This window comes from Phycisphaeraceae bacterium, from assembly GCA_019636655.1.
Taxonomy (GTDB): Bacteria; Planctomycetota; Phycisphaerae; order Phycisphaerales; family UBA1924; genus JAHBXB01.
Genome location: JAHBXB010000001.1, coordinates 248,582 through 267,411, shown reverse-complemented (window position 1 = coordinate 267,411; position 18,830 = coordinate 248,582). Strand labels below are relative to the sequence as shown.

Genomic DNA, 18,830 nt, shown 5'->3' with positions numbered 1-18,830 from the left:
ACGATCCAACTCACAGACACAACACATGCGGGCAAATCAGCGGCGGCGACGGGCCATCGCGAGGCCGGCGAGGCCGAGCAGACCAACGGCACCCGGGGCGGGAACGACGGTGAACGTGCTGGTGCCGGCGGCGAGGTCGAACGCGCTGACGCTGAACTCGAACAAGGCGGAGATGTCGCTCACGGGAACACCGATTGCGATAAACGAGCCGGAGTCGCCGAAGAGAATGTTGGAGCCGTTGGGGCCGGCAACGACGCTCCCCGGGAGCAGCGGGGAGCCGCTGAAGAGCGTGCCGTCATAGGGGTGGGTGCCCGGGAGGCTGTTGTAGTACGCGCGGTAGAGGTGCCCGCCGTTGGTCGGGGCAATCGTCGCACCGTCGCCGTCCTGGTCGGTCACACCGATCTGGGCGGATGCGAAGCCCTGGGCGGACGCGATGGCGGGGAAGGACAGGAGGACGGACTCAACGGAGTAGATCGTGTTGAAGACACCGCCCTGCACGTTGAAGTTCGCGGCGACCGACGGATCCTCGTGGATCTCGGCGTCGAGCGAGTTCAACCGGCCGAACCGGGTATCTACCGCGCCGCCCGCATCGCGGAACATGCGGTTCGTGACGCTGACGGTGAAGACGTCGCCGTTCCACGAGCCCTCGGACGAGTTGATGATCAGCGAGGCCCAGTCGCTCGGATTGGCGGCGGAGCGTGCGGTGATGCGGAAGAGATCGCCGTTCAAGTCCGCGACAGCCGTGGAGGCGGACGCAAGCAGACCGGCGGCAACGATCAGACCAAACGCTCGGAACGGACGCTGGAACATGGTTCTCTCTCCACGCGTGATCCCGATTCACACTCGCTTCGTGGGCCCGGAAAAGGTCCACTGACGATCGCGTCATTCGCTCCAAACAGAACGAAGAGTCGCGTTTGTTCTCGGGAAGTTCTCTCTCTCTCTCAACTCCGCTGGCCCCTTCCGGAGCCTGCACTCGCAAGGAGTGTGACAGTTCTCGGTCGATCTGTCAAGTCGCAAGACGCCGAGATCATGTGATTATCACACTTCTCGCTGCCAATCCGATCAAATGCCGTATCGCATGCCGATCTGAGTGCACCCGCATCTGGGGTCTTGTGGAGGGCCCGCGGCATCTCGTATAGTGCTGGTGCACGGCGGGCGCCCACGCGAAGCCGTGTTGTGTGCCTCGCAGGATTGAGAGAGAGAGGCCCTCAAATGAACGTTCTGCGCCCACGACCCATGGGCAGGTTCTTTGTCGCGCTGTCAGTCTGTGCGCCGCTGTCCGCCGCGGCTGGCGCCACGGGGCCGACGTTGCCCTTGACCGGGCCGGATCGGGCGGGCGGGTATGCCAGCGATCACGTCATTGTGCAGGTCAAACCGGGGATTGTACTCCCGCTTGGATCGACCACGTTGTCCGCCGAGGCATCCGGCCGGGCGATGCCGGAACCGGTCGCGGCGACGCTGACGAAGTTTGCGGTGTCACGTGTCGATCTGAGCATGAGCCCCCCACCGGCGGACAAGGCTCTGGCAAAGGGACTCGGACTCGATCGGTACTACACGCTGCATGTCCCGGTCGGCACGAACACGATCGCTTTGGCGGCGGAGTTGTCCGGCCATACCGAGTTCATTGAGACTGCTGAGGTAGATGGGATCGGGTCCTGGGATGCCGTGCTGCCCGCGAACCAGCAGTGGAGCATGCTGAACATCGGGCAGGTCATCTGTTCGGCGCCGGGCGTTACCGGGGCCGATATCCAGGTGGTCGACGCGTGGGCGCTCGCGACCGGGTCGCCGGGCGTGACGGTCGCGATCCTTGATACGGGTATCAGCCAGAGCCACCCGAATCTGGCGCCGTCGCTGGTGCCGGGGCGGAACTTTGTGCCGGGATCACAGCCGGACTTGACGGACGACACCGCGACGGGTTTTCCTCACGGAACGGTGTGCGCGGGGATCGCGGCCGGGGCGAGGGTGAAGACCAACAGTTTCCTCGGGGTGGCGTTCGGCTGCCGGCTCATGCCGGTGGTGGTCGGAAATGCCGCGTTTCTGGATGAGAGCTGGGCGGCATCCGGGCTGATCTGGGCGGCGGACCAGGGGGTGCACGTCGCGTCGATGAGTTTCAGCACGCCGACGGGCACTACCTTCTTCTCGCAAGCCGTGAAATACGCGTACAACCGCGGGGTCGTCCTGTGTGCTTCGTCGGGCAACCTGGCGGGGACGTCCGTCCAGTACCCGGCGAGATGGCCGTCGGTGATCTGCGTCGGCGCGACGGACAACACGGACCAACTGGCAACGTTCTCCACGACCGGGTCGCAGGTAGACGTTTCCGCGCCTGGGTTCCGGATCTGGTCAACCTGGGACTCGACGGCTTCGCCTGAGTGCGTCGCCGGCGGGTACAACACGTTCGGCTACGCCTCGGGGACGAGCTTCGCCGTGCCGCACGTGGCGGGATTGGCGGCGCTGGTCAAGTCGGCGAACCCGACGCTGTCCGGGGCGAGGATCCGGCAGATCATCGAGACGACAGCGGACGACCGGGGCACCCCGGGGTGGGATCCATCGTTCGGGTTCGGGCGGATCAACGCGATGCGGGCGGTCCGGGCCGCGCTCAACCTCTCGCGGTGCCCGGCGGACTGGACCAACGACGGCCGGGTGGACGCATCGGACATCGCGGTGTTCACGACGGACTGGCTGAACGACATTGCAACGGGCGGGCTGCGGACTGATGTGGACCACAGCGGGGTGGTGGATGTGACGGACATCTCGCGGCTGATCGCGATGTGGTTTGATTCGCTGAACAACGGGTGCTGAGCTACGGAAGTCGTGCCGACGCGCGACCGGCGCGGGCGCCCCCCCCCGCGGCAACGCGCGGATGTGCGATGCAAATCCAAAGAAAGACCCCCGGGCACGGTGGGAGGGCACCCGGGGGCGAAGGGAGGGAGGAACAGGTTGAGGCCCGCCTGCTGGTGGGCGGCGGGGAAAAGAAAGGGCGGTCGGGGGCCGGGGGCTTCGGCTTGTGCAGACTCTTCCGTGGCCCTGGAGGCTCCCGGTCTGCGTGCCTGTAACCGGAGCGACGATCCATCGTCGCACCCGGGGGCGGGAATCCATCCACGCGCCGTGCTTTGCCGCCGGCCCTCACGACCGCTTGTGCTGTGTCTCCTTGTAACGGGTGCAGTTCGAGCTAGCTGATCGACGTTCGGGTCGACGACTCCCGCGGCCGGGCCCGCGTCAGGGCGGGCTCGGCTCGGGCCTTTGGAGGAATCAGGAGCAGCCCATCGAGTTGCCGCAGTTGAGGCACTTGTAGCAGGTGCCGTTGCGGACGGTGATGGCGCCGCAGCCGTCACACGCGGGGGCGTCGCCCATGTTGTTCGACATGGCCATCGACAGGGCGTTGACGCCCGACACGCTGGTCGCCGAGACGTGCAGGGAGTCGTCCGGACCGAGATCGATCTCGGCGTGGACCGCGTGCGTCATCGCCGGGGCGCTTCGCGAGGTCGGGGCGGTCGAGCGGCCGCCTTCCGAAGGTGAGTGGGCGTGCGGATGGGGAGCGACCCGGTCGGCGGGGCCCTCGGATGGGAGTCGGGTGTTCCACGTTTCGCTGTCCTCCATGACATTGGCGCCCTCAACAGGGGCAACGACGGTCGAGGCCGTGATCGAATGGTCGGCGGGCGCGTGAGGACCGGCCTGGTCCTCCGCGGGTTCCGACGGGAGCGTGGGGGATGGACGCTTCGGGGCGTTGGCCTCCCGGTAGCCGGGAATGAACTCCATGCCCATCCAGCGGAAGATGTAGTCAACGAGGCTCTTGGCGAAGGGGATGTCCCTGTTCGCCGTCATCCCCGCGGGCTCGAACCGCTGGTGCGTGAACTTGTTCACCAGACTCTGGATCGGCACTCCGTACTGCAGAGCCACAGAGACGGCGGTCCCGAGCGAGTCCATCAGGCCGCCGATGGTCGAGCCTTCCTTGGCCATGGTGATGAACAGTTCGCCGGGCATGCCGTCCTCGTAGAGGCCGACGGTGAGGTACCCCTCGTGGCTGGCGATGTTGAACTTGTGGGTGATCGAGGCACGGGTGTCGGGGAGCCGGCGGCGCATCGGCCGATTGACCACCTTGACCTCCGTCGTGGGGATCGAGGTGTGCACGGGGGCGGATGCGTGGGCAAGGGCCGGGACTGAGGGGGCCAGAGGGGGCTCAGTCGAGCCAGGAGCACCCGCAGCCGGTGCCGTGGTCGGACGGGCGGTAGCCGCAGGCTTTTTTTCGATGTCACCCGCAGCAGGGGCGTCGTCGGAGTCCTCGGTGTCCGCATCGGACTTGGAGGAGAGGGGCTGGCTGAGTTTGCAGCCGTCGCGGTACAGGGCGTTGGCCTTGAGGCCCAGTTCCCAGGAGAGGCGGTAGGCCGCTGCGATATCGTCGACGTCCGCATCGTTGGGGAGGTTGATGGTCTTGGAGATGGCGCCCGAGATGAAGGGCTGGGCGGCCGCCATCATGCGGATGTGGCCGTGGGGATGGATGTAGCGGACGCCGTATCGGCCGCAGGTGTTGGCGCAATCGAAGACGGGGAGGTGCTCGTGACGCAGGTGCGGGGCGCCCTCGACGGTCTGGGTGCCGCAGATGACGTCGTTGAGCGTGGCGATCTGCTTGCGGGTGAGACCCAGGGCTCGCAGGAGGTTGAACTTGGGATTGGCCTTCGCCGCGGCGGGGTCGATGCCCAGGCGGGCCATGGCATCATCGCCGAGGGTCCAGGCGTTGAACGCGAAGGTGACATCGAAGACCGAGGGGAGGGCGTCGGAGATCTTCTCAAGGTCCTCATCGATGAGGCCCTTCTCCCGGAGGAAGTCGCCGAAGGTGACCTTGGCGCCGGTCTTGGCGACCGAGCCGTCGGTCTCAGGGAGGGGGACATCGACGCTGAGGGTGCCCAAGAGCGAGATGAGGATGTCGCGGATCTGGAGGGGGGTGTACCCCAGGGCTTCGAGGGCGGGCTTGACGGAGGCGTTGGCGATCTTGAAGTAGCCGCCGCCGGCGAGCTTCTTGAACTTGACGAGGGCGAAGTCCGGCTCGATGCCGGTGGTGTCGCAGTCCATCAGCAGACCGATGGTGCCGGTGGGGGCGATGACGGTGACCTGGGCGTTGCGGAAGCCGTGGCGCTCGCCGAGGGCCTGGGCCTCGTCCCAGGCGGTGGTGGCCCGCTTGAGCAGTTCGGCGCTGTTGGCGATGCTGATGCGGCCCGAGCGGACGACCTCGTGGTCGATGGCGACGGGGGTGATCGTGAGTCGCTCGTACTGGCCGCTGTCGCGGGCGCTGCCGTGGGCGGCGCGGCGGTGGTTGCGGATGACGCGGAGCATCTGCTCGCGGTCCTCCTGGAAGCCGGCGAAGGGACCGAGCTGACGGGCCATCTCGGCGGACTGCCGGTAGGAGCGCCCGGTGAGGATCGCGCTCATGCAGGCGCAGACGGCGCGGGCCTCCTCGGAGTCGTAGGCGATGCCGGCCTGCATGAGCATGGCGCCGAGGTTGGCGTAGCCCAGGCCGAGCGTGCGGTAGCGGTAGGAAAGGCGGGCGACCTCGGAAGACGGGTAGGAGGCCATGAGAACGCTGATCTCGAGGACGATCGTCCAGAGATCGATCGCGTGCTCGTAAGCGGCGACGTCGAAGGTGCGCTGTTTGGAGTCGTAGAACTTCAGCACGTTGATGGACGCGAGGTTGCACGCCGTGTTGTCGAGGAACATGTACTCGCTGCACGGGTTGCTGGCGTTGATGCGGCCGCCGTTGGGGCAGGTGTGCCAGGCGTTGATGGTGGAATCGAACTGGACGCCGGGGTCGGCGCACCGCCAGGCGGCGTAGCAGATCTCGTCCCAGAGTTTCTGGGCCTTGAACGTGCGGGCCTCCTTGCCGCTGGTGCGGAAGCGGGTCTTCCAGTCGGCATCGGCATCGACGGCCTCGAAGAACTCGTCGGGGATGCGGACGGAGTTGTTGGAGTTCTGGCCCGAGACGGTGGCGTAGGCCTCGCCGTTGAAGTCGTAGTCGAGCTTGAGGCCGAGCTTGGCCGCGTCCTCGCGGAGGTCCTCGGGGAGGTGCTTCATCCCCTCGACCAGCGCGGCGACCTTGATCTCCTCGCGGACCTTCCAGTTGATGAACCGCTCGATGTCCGGGTGGTCCATGTCGAGGCAGACCATCTTGGCGGCCCGCCGGGTGGTGCCGCCGGACTTGATGGCGCCCGCGGCGCGGTCGCCGATCTTGAGCCAGGACATCAGGCCGCTGGACTTGCCGCCGCCGGAGAGCGACTCGTTCTCGGCGCGGAGCTGGGAGAAGTTGGTGCCGGTGCCCGAGCCGTACTTGAAGAGGCGGGCCTCGCGGACCCAGAGATCCATGATGCCGCCCTCGTTGACCAGGTCATCGGTGACACTCTGGATGAAGCAGGCGTGGGGCTGCGGGTGGGTGTAGGCGTCTTTGGCGAGGCCGACCTTGCCGGTCTTGGGATCAGGGACAAAGTGGCCCTGGGCGGGGCCGGTGAGGCCGTAGGCCCAGTGCAGCCCGGTGTTGAACCACTGGGGGCTGTTGGGCGCGGCCATCTGGTGGACCATCATGTACGCCAGCTCGTCGTAGAACGCCTGGGCGTCGGCCGGGGTATCGAAGTAGCCGTGCTTCTCGCCCCAGTGCTTCCAGCAGCCGGCGAGGCGGTGGATGACCTGGCGGGCGGACTTCTCGGGGCCGGTGACGGTCTTGCCGTCGTCGCCCAGAACAGCGTTGCCCTGGTCGTCGACCTGCGGGACGCCGGCCTTGCGGAAGTACTTGCTCACCATGATGTCGGTGGCGAGCTGCGACCAGGTCTCGGGGACCTGCGCATCGTCCATCTGGAAGACGGTGGACCCGTCGGGGTTGGTGATCTTGCTGGAGCGGTTGACCCACTTGACGGAGTCGTAGGGATCGGAACCGGCGGTGGTGAACTTGCGTGTGATCTTCATCGGTGCAGTCGCTTCAAGAGAGTTGCGGCAGTGGGTCGGACGGTGGTCGGCGTGAGAGGACGGTGCGGGCAAAATCGACTACGGCATCGGCGCGGCGGGCGGGCGGCCCCTGGACATCTCCACGAGCGTGCTGGTGTTGTCGCCGATGCGGAAGATGACGACGATCAACTCCAGCCACACGCGGGCCATGATCAGGTTGAACAGCGCGACGATCGCGCCGACGATAATGGCGCCGATCCCGCCGAGGAACCCGCCGGAGGCGAACCCCGCCACGATCATCGCGAGCCAGCCGATGAGGATGGCGACGATCGCGATCAGGTAGATGACCTTGATGAAACTGATGGTGATGAAGTGGGTGAAGGAGAAGTCCAGGAGAGCGGAGAAGCCACTGGGCCGGTTGGAGGGCGTGTCCATGCGTGATCTCCTGCAACGGGGCAATCGGCGCGACTGCCCGGCTTGAATCGATCAGTCGACCATCGGCAGCGTGAGACCCACCTGATCCTGGTACTTCCCAGCCTTGTCCGCGTAGGACGTCTCGCACACCTGGTCGGCCTTCAGGAAAATCAACTGTGCGATCCCCTCGCCGGCGTAGACCTTGGCGGGCAGCGGCGTGGTGTTGGAGATCTCGAGCGTGATCTTGCCGCGCCACTCGGGCTCGAGGGGCGTGACGTTCACGATCAGCCCGCAGCGGGCGTACGTGGACTTGCCGACGCAGATGACGAGGATGTTGCGCGGCACGGAGACGGTCTCGACGGTCTCGCAGAGGGCAAAGGAGTTGGGGGGGATGATCACGTGATCACGGGCATCGCCCGCATCACGATGAGCATGCCCCCCCACGGCTCCCTCTCTCTCACCGGGGTCGGCCCTGCTGTTCCCTCCATTGAAGGGTCGAGCGCAGTCGACCTCGACAAACAGGTCGTCGTGGAAGGCCTTGGGATCGACGACCGTGATGCCTCCAGAGCGGGGCGTCGGGGTGAAAATCTTGAACCGGGTACCGACACGAATGTCGTAGCCGTACGACGAAACACCGTACGAAACCTTGCCGGGACGCTTCTGGCTCTCAGCGAAGGGCTCGATCTTGATGAGTTCACGGATCTGCGAATCGCAGAGGACGGGCATGGCGGACCCTCCACCGCTGCCGTGGCGGCGAAGTAATTGGTGTCGTGCAACCCCGGTTCCCACCGACTACCGACCCGTCCGGGGGAGCCGGGTCGACAGTGGAGGATACCCACTATCGGTTGTGGGTGCAACAGCAGCGAGCACAAACAGTCGTAGGAGGGGTCCAGGGAGGCTGTGGATTGCTTCCAAGCCTCAGCAGCACCGCAGGTTACCCGATCGGGCACAGACGCCGCGAGCCGCTGCGGACAACCTGTCGGCTAAGCGACCATGAAAAACCGCTTCTCTGGCGACCCTCAGAGGGCCGGTCACGAATCCACCCGCTCACGGCTCGAATTCTGCTGCGATATGGCGCTGATGCGGTGCGGATCCGGCCCCGCGTGTTGATGCGGATGGGCCGGGCGGGTAGCGTGGATGCAGTGGAATTGGGGTGAAGTGCGCAGGCGGGCGGGAGCAAGGGCGGCGGGGGACGGAGCGCGACGATGATGCAGGCGATTGGGGCCCGCGTGCGGGCTTGGGTCAACGTGGGTGCGTCGCTGGCGGCGCTGATCGGCGCGGCGGGGGCTGCATCGTGCGACAACCAGCCGAAGCAGAAGCCGGTGCAGGCGGCGACGGTGATCCGCGAGGTACCCGAGCCGCTGCGTGGAACCATCGGGTCCTTGGCAACGATCCGCGGCGTCGATCCGCAACTCGTGGCGGGGCTTGGCTTTGTGGTCGGCCTCAACGGCACCGGAGGGGGCGAACTCTCGCCGCAAGTGCAGGCGACGATGGAGCGGGAACTGGCGAAGGGGGGCCTGGGCAAGGGCGGGCTGCTCGACAACGGACCATTGCAGGGGAGGTCGCCGCGAGACGTGCTGCGCGATCCGAACGTGGCGGTGGTGGTTGTCGAGGCGGCGATCTCGCCGGGGTGGCCGAAGGACTACACGTTCGACGTGCGGGTGCGGACGCTCCCGGGAACATCGAGCGTGTCGAGCCTTGAAGGGGGGACACTGTGGACGACAGAACTTCGCATCGGGCCGGCGAGCACGGTTGGCGCGGTGCGGACCCGCGTGATCGCGGAAGCGCGGGGACCGATCTTCATCAACCCGTTCGCGGAGCCGGGCACGCCGGGTGCTGATGCGGTGAGCCGGACCGTGGGCCGGGTGCTTGCCGGGGGCACGCTGACCGAGCCGTTGCAGATGGAACTCGTGCTGGACAACCCATCGCACGCGACGGCCCGTGCGATCGCATCGGCGATTAACTCGCGGTTCCCCGAGGGCCCGCTGGACGAGGGGCCGACCGCGCGCGGCCGCAACGGCGACAGCGTCGCGCTGAGGGTGCCCCGTGCGTACGCGGACCGGCCGGGGGAGTTTGTGGAGATGGTGCGCTGCCTCCAACTGGACCAGACGTTCCCGCAGGAGTTTGCCCGGCGGTATGTCGAGGACCTGAAGGCCATGCCGTTCCTGTCGGACGACCTCTCGTGGTGCCTGCAGGCGACCGGGAAGGCCGCCACGGCGTTTCTACCGCCGCTCTACGACTACCCCGAGGCGGCGCCGCGCATGGCGGCCCTGCGAGCCGGGGCGGCTCTGGGCGACCCGCGGACGGCGGCCTCGCTGATCCAGATGGCCGAGAGCGGACCGCCGACGGACCGGATCGAGGCGATCGGCCTGCTGGCCCGCTTGCCGATCAACCCGCGGATCAACTCGGCGCTGTGGGCGATGATCGATGAACCGGAACTCGATGTGCGCGTTGCGGCGTACGAGGCGCTCAGGGACCGCGGGGACCCGGGGATTGTTCAGATCCCGGTGGACGACCGGTTCGTAGTGGACATCGTCCCCTCGAAAGAGGGGCTTGTGTATGTGACACAGCAGGGGGAACCCCGGATCGTCCTGTTCGGCGGTGGCGTCAGCGGAGCGACAGCAACCTCACCGGGAAAGCCGACGCCGATGGGACCAAAGCTGGAAAAGCCGCTGCTGGTGATGGCATGGCAGGACCGACTGATGATGGCCGCGGAGACGCCGACCTCGCCCGTGCGACTGCGGTACATGGACTATCGCGGAGGGAATGTCACGAACCAGACTGTTTCGGACTACGTGGTGGACGTGATCGATTTCCTTGGCCACCGGACGACGCCGGAATCACCGGCTCCGGGGCTGGGCCTGCCGTACTCGGAGGTCGTGGGTGCGGTGTACGAAATCAATCGCCAGGGGGGAATGTCGGGGGGCTTTGCGACCGAACGGGACAAGTTGCTGGCCACGGTGCTGAAGGCCGCGAAGGTCACGACCGTAGAAGACCGTCCCGAGACGACCGGGGCGGAGGTCAAGGAATCACCGGTGCAGATCTTCGATCCGGCGACAACCGAGGCGGCCAAGCGGGAAGAGGCGGCCGGGCCGAAGCCCTCGCTGGTGGTCCCGCTGACACCGTCTAAGAGCAAGGCCAAGGAGTAGGACGGTCACGCTTCCGGGGGCTCCCGGGAGACATGGTGGAGCGGATCTGCTACATTCTGCGGCCCATCGCGCCGGCGGGTCGATACTGCGCTGTTTCGCGCAGGTTCTGCCGGGTGTGACGGGAGTTGACCTGCTGCGGGCGAGGATCCGCCCGTCTTGAGCGAAGCGCGACTGCGATGCGGGAACGCCCCGCTGCACGGCCGCGGAGTCTGTGGGGGGCGACACGGAGGTTGTCCAGGGATGCGGCTGGCCAAGTTGACGCTAAGCGGGTTCAAGAGCTTTGCCGACACGACCGAGTTCACGTTCGACGAGCCGATCACGGCGATCGTCGGGCCGAACGGGTGCGGCAAGAGCAATGTCGTTGACGCCATCAAGTGGGTGCTCGGCGAGCGGTCGAGCAAGAGCCTGCGCGGCACGGAGATGATCGACGTGATCTTCGCCGGGTCCGCGGGGCGGCAGCCGCTCGGGCTCGCGAGTGTGACGCTGACGTTCGACAACCCGGTGGTCGAGGTGGTGAACGGGGCCGGCGAGGGCGCCGAGGGTGCGGACGTGTCGACCGAGGTGGCGGTGATCGGGGTGGAGGAATCGGCGGGCGAAGCGAGGCCGGGACCGGCGGATGCGGGCGGCGACACGGAGATCGTGGTGGATCGTGAGGCGGCGGCGCGGGCCGGGCGGCGCCGCGGGCTGCCCATCGACACGGACACTGTGGAAGTCGAGCGGCGGCTGTACCGGGACGGGACGAGCCAGTACCTGATCAACTCGAAGCGGTGCCGGCTGAAGGACATCCGCGAGTTGTTCATGGACACGGGGATCGGGGCGGATGCGTACTCGATCATCGAGCAGGGGAAGGTGGATGCGATGCTGCTGGCATCGCCGACCGAGCGGCGGACCATCTTCGAGGAGGCCGCAGGGGTCGCGAAGTACAAGCAGCGGCGGATCGAGGCGCAACGCAAGCTGGAGCGGGCAGAGGCGAACCTGGTGGGGCTGCGCGAGCAGCTCGCCTCGACCGAGCGGCGGCTGAAGATGGTGAAGGGCCAAGCTGCGAAGGCCCGGCAGTTCCAGAAACTGGACGGCGACCTGAAGGCGTGGCGGATGGCGCTGGCCCTGGATCAGTACGACGACCTCCGGCAGCGGCTGGAGGGGCTGACGAGCCAGCTCGCCTCGCTGGAGGGGACGCGGAAGGAGGCCTCCGAACTGCTCGCGGGGCTGGAGCAATCGAAGCAGGAAGCAGAACTGGACCGGTCGGAACTGGGCTCCGAGCAGCGGAAGATCGAGAACGCGGTGCAGGCGGCGCAGCACGCGGAACGCGCGGCGGAGCAGAGGCGGGAACTGACGCAGCGGGCGATCGCCGAGTCGGCGGCGCAGCTGGCCGCGGATGAGAAGCGGCTGACAGAGACCGACGCCCGCATCGAGGAACTCACCGGGCTGCTGGCCAGGCAGGACGCGGAACTGGCGGAGTTGGCCGAGCTGGTCTCGCGGGCCGAGGCGTCGCTGGGGGAGTTGACGCAGGCGCGGTCGGCGGCGCAGCAGCGGGTGAATGACCTGCGGTCGGTGCAGCACGAAAAGCGGGCCGCGGCGAGCAACATCGACCGGGAGCGGGCCGGGCTGCTGGCGGCGCTGGAGAGCGATCGCCGGCGCGCGGCCGGCTTGCGCGAGCAGCTTTCTCGCGTGGCGGGGAAGGCCGCATCCAACAAGACCGAGCGGGAGACGATCGAGACGTGGCGGTCCGAGGCCCTGGGTCACGTGGAGACAACGCGGGCAACGATCACGCAGAACGAGCAGGACCTGGAAGAAGCGGAATCACAGTCGCAGCGTCTCTCCGCCGATCGACGCGGCCTGGCGGAGCGGCTGAGCGAACTGGAGCAGCAGTTCGTGCGGCTCGACAGCCGGCGGGCCACGCTCCAGGAGATGGTCGAGAGCCACGCCGGGCTCGGCGAGGCGGTTCGGTTTGTGCTCGAGGCGCGGCAGTCCGATGGGAAGTTCGCGGGGGTCGAGGGCGTGCTCGCGGACCTGATCGACGCGGACGCCGAGCACGCGGCGGCGATCGAGGCGGCGCTCGGGACGAACCTGCAGGCGCTGGTGCTCGCGGCGGGGGCGCCGCTGCCGAGCATGGAGGAACTGCGGTCGCTGCCGGGACGGGTGACGCTGATTCGCAGGACCGGTGAGGCCGCGGGGTCGGGGCATGCTGAGGGCGAGGCCGAGCTGCTGGCCGCGGCGGCGTCGCGGATCGTGCCGCTGCGGACCGTGGTTCGCGAGCGGGGCGAGCACTCGGTGCTGCTGGATCGGCTGCTGGGAGAGACCTACCTGGTCACCGACCTTGAAGCGGCGATGCTCCTGAGCGCGGGGCCGCTGGCCGGACGACGGCTGGTGACGCGGGACGGGGTGGTAGTCGAACGAGATGGGAGCGTGATCGCCGGGCCGCTGTCGGCCGCGAGCGAGGGTGCGGGCGTGCTGCAGCGTCGGAGCGAACTCAGCGAGTTGCGGGGCACGCTGGCAGGCCTGTCGGGCACGCTGGAGGTGGAGCGGGGTTCGCTCAAGGCGATCGACGAGGAGGCGGCGAAGTCGGCGGACGCCATGCGGTCGCTCCGGGCGTCGCTCGCGGCGGCGCAGCGGCAGTTGGTGAACGAAGAAGCCGCGCTGGAGCGGACGGCCTCGGAACTGGCGCGGCTGGAGCGGGAACGCGGGTCGCTGTCGGAAGAGGTTGCGCAGCTCACGCAGCGATGCGAGGCGGTGGACCGCGAGCAGACCGATCTGCGGGAGCGGGCCGATCGGCTGGCCAGGCTGCACCAGGAGCAGGTCGAGGCGGCGGCGGCGCTGGACGAGGACCTGCGCGGTGCCCAGGGCGAGGCCGATGCGGCGATGGAGGCGCTGACGGCTCGGCGGGTCGAGGCCGGGCGGATGGGCGAGCAGTTGTCGTCGGCTCGCCGGGAGCGGTCGAGGCTGGAGGTGGCGTCGGACCAGTCGGCGAGGGAGCGGCGGCACGTGGTGCAGACGCTCGAACAGCGCCGGGCGACGCTGACGGACCAGGAGCGGGACATCGCCGGGGCCGGGACGGCGATCGAGGAGGCGAGGGCCGCGGCGGCCGCGGCGACCGGGTCCCTGGCCGAGGTGTCGCAGCGGCTTGAGGAGGCGACGCAGCGGGCGAGCGAGCTTGGCGAGCACGTGCTGAGTGCACGCGGGCACGCTTCGGCGATCGAGCGGGACTGGCACAGCCTCGAGGTGGCGCGGCGCGAGGTCGAGATCAAGCGGGAGAACCTCGAGCAACGGGCGACGGAGGAACTGGCGTTCGACCTCGGCTGGGAATACGTCGAGTACCGGCGGATGATGGACGACGGGGGCGTGGCCCGCATCGATCAGGCCGAGGGGCAAGCGACGATCGATGCGCTCAAGGACGAGATCCGGCGGCTGGGGAACGTGAACCTGGACGCGATCGAAGAAGAGACGCAACTGGAATCTCGCAACGAGGACCTGATCCGCCAGGTGGCGGACATCGACTCGGCGTGCGAGAAACTGACGGAACTGATCCAGACGCTGAACGTGGCGAGCGAGAAACGGTTCAAGGACACCTTCGAGGCGATCCAGGGGCACTTCTCCTCGCCGGACGGGATGTTCCGGCAGCTCTTCGGCGGGGGCAAGGCCGAGGTGAAACTGATGCCGGTGGTCGAGGAGATCAACGGCGAGAAGGTGGAGACCGGGCGGATCGACTGGCTGGAGTCGGGCGTCGAGGTCATCGCGAAGCCGCCGGGCAAGGAGCCGCGGAGCATCAATCAGCTCTCCGGCGGCGAGAAGACGATGACCGCCGTGGCGCTGCTGCTGTCCATTTTCCGGAGCAAGCCGTCGTGCTTCTGCGTGCTGGACGAGGTGGATGCGGCGCTAGATGACGCGAACGTGGAGCGGTTCAGCGGCGTGCTGCGGCTGTTCCTGGATCAGAGCCACTTCATCGTGATCACCCACCACAAGCGGACGATGCAGTCGGCAGACCAGATGTTCGGCGTGACGATGCAGGAGCGGGGTGTTTCGAAGCGGGTGTCGGTGAAACTGGACCAGGTTGGAAAGGACGGCGCGATCACCGAGGTCAAGCCACGCGGCGCGACCGCGCCGACCGAGGCCCCGATCGATCACCTGAGTGAGAACGGGCACGCCCGTTCGATCGCGGCTGAGCCGGAGCCCGAGGAGGCTCCACCGGCTAAGCGGAAGCGGCCCAGCGGGATGCTCCGGCAGGCGCTCGCGGCGATGCGCGAGGATGGCCACGCCGGAGCCACCGAGGACCCCGCGCCGAGCGGGGATCAATCGGCGGCTGGCTGAGGTGTAGCCGGCGGGCGCTCGCGGGACTGGGCGAAGGCCGCGGCGACGGCTTCATCGCATGCCACTCGGGCCGAGGGCGAACCAGAGTTGGTGACTGCAACCGCGGCGATGCCCTTCTCGGGCGCCAGCCAGCAGACCGCAAACCAACTGGAGTTGGAGCCGTTGTGGGTCAGCACGCGGCCGGTGTCGCCCGCTTGGCTTCCCTTTGCCCACGGGCGCGTCATCGTGGCCCAACCCATGGCGTAGCCATTTGGGCCGCTGTCGCCGCCGCGTGCCGGCGCGTGGAGCATCGCCAGGGACTCGGCGGAGAGAGGGTGCGGGGTCGCCTGATCGGCTGCGGGTGTTTCCCGGAGGTGCAGGGCGATGTAGCGGGCCCAGTCATCGAGGCTCAGGTGGACGCGGCCTGCCGGAGCGATGGCCGGGGGATTGTCGGCGCCCCCCTCGCCGGCGCCCTGGCGGGCGTACGGGACCACGGGCGTGCCATCCTGGGTGTGGCCCCTGGGCTGGTCGATGGAGTCCTTCGATCCCGGCGCACCAAAGCCCGCGGACGTCATGCCGAGGGGCGTGAAGAGCCGCTCGGCAATGACCTCCTCATACGGCTTGCCGGCGACGGTCTCGATCATGAGGCCCGCAATGGAGAATCCGGCGTTCGAGTAGATGAACTTCGAACCCGGCGTCGCCTCCGGCGGGCGGGAGGTAACGCCAATCAGCAGTGCGCGGCGGGCGTCCGTCGGAGTGCCGTTGAAGGCCCAGAGTTGCCCCCAGAGGCCGCCCGCATCAAGGCCCGTTGGAGCGCCGCTGCGGTTGGTCAGCAGTTGCTCCAGGGTGACCGTGCGCCATGCGGGGTCCATGTCTGCGGCGAGGTCTGGGAAGATGTCGGCGATGGTCGTTGTCCAGGCGAGTTTGCCCTCCTGGACGTACATGGCCGCGAGCGTGGCGGTCATCGACTTGGTGCACGAACCAATGTGCCACTGGTCGGTACGCGTGACCGCCGTTTGAGCGCCCGCCTCGCGGACCCCGGTGACGCCGATCGCGTCGATTGTCCCATTGGCGCGCACGATGGCGGCGCCGAGAGCGGGGAGTTTGTGCTTCTCGCGGATGGCCTCGAGCGTCGTGGCAAGGTCGAGGGGTTCCATGCCCACGGCCGGACGGGATGCGTCGGGAGGCTGCGCGGAGGGCTGACCGAACCCGCCGGCGACCGCGAGGATCGCAGCCGCGAATGCCGCGAGAATGGGGCGGTTCATGTGGACTCCTTTACTCGGCGAGGGCGCCGACGAGTTCCGAGATGCTGGAGACGCGTTGACGGCGGGCCCACCGTGCGAGGCCGTCTATCACCTTGAGGGGCGAGCGCGGGTCGGCGAACAGGGCCGTGCCCATCTGGACGGCGGTCGCCCCGGCGAGGATGAACTCCGCGGCGTCGGCCCACGTCATGACCCCGCCGGCGCCGATGATCGGTATGCCGCGGTCGCGGGCCAGTTTCCGGTAGACCTCGTGCACGAGGCGGACGGAGACGGGGTGCAGCGCCGGGCCGGAGAGTCCGCCGGTGACGTTGGCGAGGCGGGGCCGGCGCGTCTCGACGTCGATGGCCATCGCGGGAATGGTGTTGCTGATCGTCAGGCCATCGGCGCCGGCGTCGATCGCGGCGCGGGCGACGGCTACCAGGTCAGGGGTAACGGGACTGAGCTTGACGAACAGCCTGGCGTGCTGGGCGAGAGGCCGAACGGCGGTCAGGAGATCTCGCGTGAGCGCCGGCGAATGGCCGAACTCGGTGCCGGTCTTGACATTCGGGCAGGAGATGTTGACTTCGATGGCGGGGATTCCCCCCCCACCGCCGTCGGGCTTACTGGGGTCGGCCCAGGGGTCAAGGGTCGAAACAACCCGCTCATAGTCCGGAATCGAGAAGCCGGCGGCGGAAGCGAAGATGGTGGTCGGCAACGTCGCCGCGCGTGCGGCGAGGTTGGCGTCGAAGCGGTCAACGCCGGGGTTGGTCAGGCCTATGGCGTTGAGCATCCCGGCGCGGCTCTCGATGATGCGCCAGGTGTTGTTGCCCTCGCGGGGCTCGGGCGTGAGGGACTTGGTGACGATCCCGCCGAGGCGATCGAGCGGAAGGACGCCGGCGTACTCGTCGAGCGTGCCGGCGGTGCCAGCCGCGAGAAGGACCGGGTTGCGCAGGGGGATCCCCGCAAGAGTGATCGCCAGGGTGTGATCGTCGCGTGGCACGCCGGAGAGAATACGGGGCCGGGGGCGGGAGAGGAAGCGGCGTCGTGTGCTGCTTCGATGAGCATCCGGCGGCTGCTCCCTATCATCCGGTATGGACATCAACGCGAGAATCGCTCAGTTCGAGAATATGTGCCAATCGGACCCCGAGAATGAGATGGCTCACTTCTCGCTCGCGGGTGCGTACGCGCAGGCGGGCCGGTTTGCGGATGCGGCGGCGTCGTACCTGCGGTGCGCCGACATCGTGCCGGGGATGTCGAAGGCGTATCAACTCGCCGCGGAGAGCCTGGTGAAGGCCGGGAATAAGGACCGGGCGGCGGAGGTGGCGATACGGGGGTACACGATCGCGACGGAGAAGGGTGACCGGATGCCCGCCTCGGCCCTTGCAGAGGTGCTCAAGTCGCTGGGGAAGCAAGTGCCCGAGGTGGCCGGCAAGACAGCCAAGCCGGTGAGTCTTCCGCTGGGGGGTGGACCGACGGGCCCGATCCCGCCGGGCTCGTTCGTCTGCCGGCGCACCGGGCGGCCGGGAACGAAGATGAGCCGCCCGCCGTTCAAGGGGCCGGTGGGTGCGTGGATCGGCGAGAACATCGCCAAGGAGACGTGGGAGACGTGGATCGGCCAGGGGACGAAGGTCATCAACGAGTTGCGGCTGGACCTGTCGCGTGAGCAGGACGCCGAGACCTACGACCAGCACATGCGGGAGTACCTCGGGATCGACGAGGCCCTGCTTGAAGAGATTCAGTCGAAGGCCCCATCGCGGTAGGCGGCGGACGACGCTAGCGAAGAAGCCCCCGCTTGCGGAGGTGGTCGAGCAGAAGCGTCGGAAGATCGGCGTCGGACTCGATCTGCAGGTGCATCATTCCCCGGGCGGTGCAGAACGCCTTGAGGCCGGAGACATAGGCGGCAAGTGAGTTCCTGTAGCGCTGGACAAGGTCCGGCGTGACCGTGACCTCGCTGGTGCGGCCGGTTTCGGCGTCGGTGAGGCGAAGATCTCCGACGAGTCCGGAGCTGTTCAGGCGAGTCGGGTCGACCTCTCCGGGCGAGAGGACCTGCAGGCAGAAGGTATCGAACCCCTTTCCGCCCGCGAGGTAGCGAAGGCCGTCCTGGTAGCCGCCAGGGATCAGAAAGTCCGAGAGCAGGACGAGCACCCCCTTACCGGTGCGGGACATCGCGATTGTCCGCAGGGCGGAGGTGAAGTCCCCGGTCGCGTTACTGACGGCCGGGGCAGCGGCGTCGGTGGTCTCATCACCGATCGGCTGGAGGGATGCCAGGAGGAACGCGGCGAGACGGGAGGTGCTCCGGCGGCTGCGTACGGCGGGCATCCGGCGGAGCGATTGGTTGTCAAAGACCCAGGCGCTGACGCGGTTGTTGTTGACCAGGCCGATGTAGCCCAGCGCCATGGCCAGACGCTGGGCGAAGAGCAGCTTGCTGGCATCGACGCCGGACGAGCCCGAGCCGGCGTCCATCGACGGCGACGCATCGAGCACGATGTGCAGCGCCAGGTCTTCCTCCTCCTGGAAGACGCGAACGAAGAACCGGTCGAGGCGGGCGAAGACGTTCCAATCAATCCGGCGCAGGTCATCGCCGGGGACGTAGTTGCGGTAGTCCTCGAACTCGATGGACTGGCCTCGCTTCTTGGACCGCCGCTCGCCCTGCAGCTTCCCGGCGAAGAGTTTCCGCGAGTAGACGTCGAGGCGGTCGAGGCGCGCGCACAACTCCGACGAGATCAGTTCGTCGATCGTGGTTGGCCGCCGGACGGTCGAGGAGAGCACGCGGAAGCCTATCCAAGGCCGGGATCGGCCGGGCCCGCCCCGTACACTC

Annotated in this window: 11 protein-coding genes; 4 read left to right on the top strand and 7 right to left on the bottom strand. The window is 67.8% G+C overall.

Features of this window, described 5'->3' with window-relative positions:
- Positions 1-36: 36 nt before the first annotated feature.
- Entirely contained in the window at positions 37-810 is a 774-nt protein-coding gene (locus KF745_01155; GenBank protein MBX3357012.1) for a PEP-CTERM sorting domain-containing protein, read from the bottom strand.
- 402 nt (positions 811-1,212) lie between these two features.
- Between KF745_01155 and KF745_01150 the strand changes: the two genes are divergently transcribed.
- A complete protein-coding gene (locus tag KF745_01150) occupies positions 1,213-2,799 on the top strand; it encodes a S8 family serine peptidase (GenBank protein ID MBX3357011.1) in 1,587 nt (528 codons plus the stop codon).
- Between the two features lie 450 nt (positions 2,800-3,249).
- Here KF745_01150 and KF745_01145 read toward each other — a convergent pair whose 3' ends face one another.
- The 3 genes from KF745_01145 to KF745_01135 all read right to left on the bottom strand — a co-directional run bounded on the left by KF745_01145 (position 3,250) and on the right by KF745_01135 (position 8,064).
- Positions 3,250-6,945 carry an adenosylcobalamin-dependent ribonucleoside-diphosphate reductase gene (locus KF745_01145; GenBank protein MBX3357010.1) on the bottom strand — a complete coding sequence of 1,232 codons (3,696 nt, stop codon included), beginning with the start codon at positions 6,943-6,945 and terminating at the stop codon, positions 3,250-3,252.
- Positions 6,946-7,023: 78 nt separating this feature from the next.
- A complete protein-coding gene (locus KF745_01140; GenBank protein ID MBX3357009.1) occupies positions 7,024-7,359 on the bottom strand; it encodes a DUF4282 domain-containing protein in 336 nt (111 codons plus the stop codon).
- A 51-nt stretch (positions 7,360-7,410) separates the two neighbouring features.
- Complete coding sequence (locus KF745_01135) at positions 7,411-8,064, bottom strand: dCTP deaminase (protein ID MBX3357008.1); 654 nt, start codon at positions 8,062-8,064, stop codon at positions 7,411-7,413.
- 479 nt (positions 8,065-8,543) lie between these two features.
- Here KF745_01135 and KF745_01130 point away from each other — a divergent pair, with 479 nt between their 5' ends.
- The gene (locus KF745_01130; GenBank protein ID MBX3357007.1) at positions 8,544-10,487 is read left to right on the top strand and encodes a flagellar basal body P-ring protein FlgI; all 1,944 of its coding nucleotides are present in this window, start codon (positions 8,544-8,546) and stop codon (positions 10,485-10,487) included.
- 240 nt (positions 10,488-10,727) lie between these two features.
- A complete protein-coding gene (gene smc / locus KF745_01125; GenBank protein MBX3357006.1) occupies positions 10,728-14,792 on the top strand; it encodes a chromosome segregation protein SMC in 4,065 nt (1,354 codons plus the stop codon).
- Here the strand turns inward: smc and KF745_01120 are convergent.
- Complete coding sequence (locus KF745_01120) at positions 14,774-16,036, bottom strand: beta-lactamase family protein (GenBank protein MBX3357005.1); 1,263 nt, start codon at positions 16,034-16,036, stop codon at positions 14,774-14,776. The two genes, smc and KF745_01120, sit on opposite strands and share 19 nt — an antisense overlap.
- A gap of 10 nt (positions 16,037-16,046) precedes the next feature.
- The gene (locus KF745_01115; protein MBX3357004.1) at positions 16,047-17,012 is read right to left on the bottom strand and encodes a dihydroorotate dehydrogenase; all 966 of its coding nucleotides are present in this window, start codon (positions 17,010-17,012) and stop codon (positions 16,047-16,049) included.
- 91 nt (positions 17,013-17,103) lie between these two features.
- On the opposite strand from KF745_01115, the gene KF745_01110 reads away from it, so the two are divergent.
- Entirely contained in the window at positions 17,104-17,772 is a 669-nt protein-coding gene (locus KF745_01110; protein MBX3357003.1) for a Fe(2+)-trafficking protein, read from the top strand.
- A gap of 13 nt (positions 17,773-17,785) precedes the next feature.
- Here KF745_01110 and KF745_01105 read toward each other — a convergent pair whose 3' ends face one another.
- A complete protein-coding gene (locus KF745_01105; GenBank protein MBX3357002.1) occupies positions 17,786-18,781 on the bottom strand; it encodes a DUF58 domain-containing protein in 996 nt (331 codons plus the stop codon).
- Between the last annotated feature and the right edge of the window lie 49 nt (positions 18,782-18,830).

Excerpts from the sequence above, each read along its gene's own strand:
- KF745_01155 (MBX3357012.1), bottom strand. The coding sequence starts at position 810 with ATGTTCCAGCGTCCGTTCCGAGCGTTTGGTCTGATCGTTGCCGCCGGT.
- KF745_01150 (MBX3357011.1), top strand. The coding sequence starts at position 1,213 with ATGAACGTTCTGCGCCCACGACCCATGGGCAGGTTCTTTGTCGCGCTG.
- KF745_01145 (MBX3357010.1), bottom strand. The coding sequence starts at position 6,945 with ATGAAGATCACACGCAAGTTCACCACCGCCGGTTCCGATCCCTACGAC.
- KF745_01140 (MBX3357009.1), bottom strand. The coding sequence starts at position 7,359 with ATGGACACGCCCTCCAACCGGCCCAGTGGCTTCTCCGCTCTCCTGGAC.
- KF745_01135 (MBX3357008.1), bottom strand. The coding sequence starts at position 8,064 with ATGCCCGTCCTCTGCGATTCGCAGATCCGTGAACTCATCAAGATCGAG.
- KF745_01130 (MBX3357007.1), top strand. The coding sequence starts at position 8,544 with ATGATGCAGGCGATTGGGGCCCGCGTGCGGGCTTGGGTCAACGTGGGT.
- smc (MBX3357006.1), top strand. The coding sequence starts at position 10,728 with ATGCGGCTGGCCAAGTTGACGCTAAGCGGGTTCAAGAGCTTTGCCGAC.
- KF745_01120 (MBX3357005.1), bottom strand. The coding sequence starts at position 16,036 with ATGAACCGCCCCATTCTCGCGGCATTCGCGGCTGCGATCCTCGCGGTC.
- KF745_01110 (MBX3357003.1), top strand. The coding sequence starts at position 17,104 with ATGGACATCAACGCGAGAATCGCTCAGTTCGAGAATATGTGCCAATCG.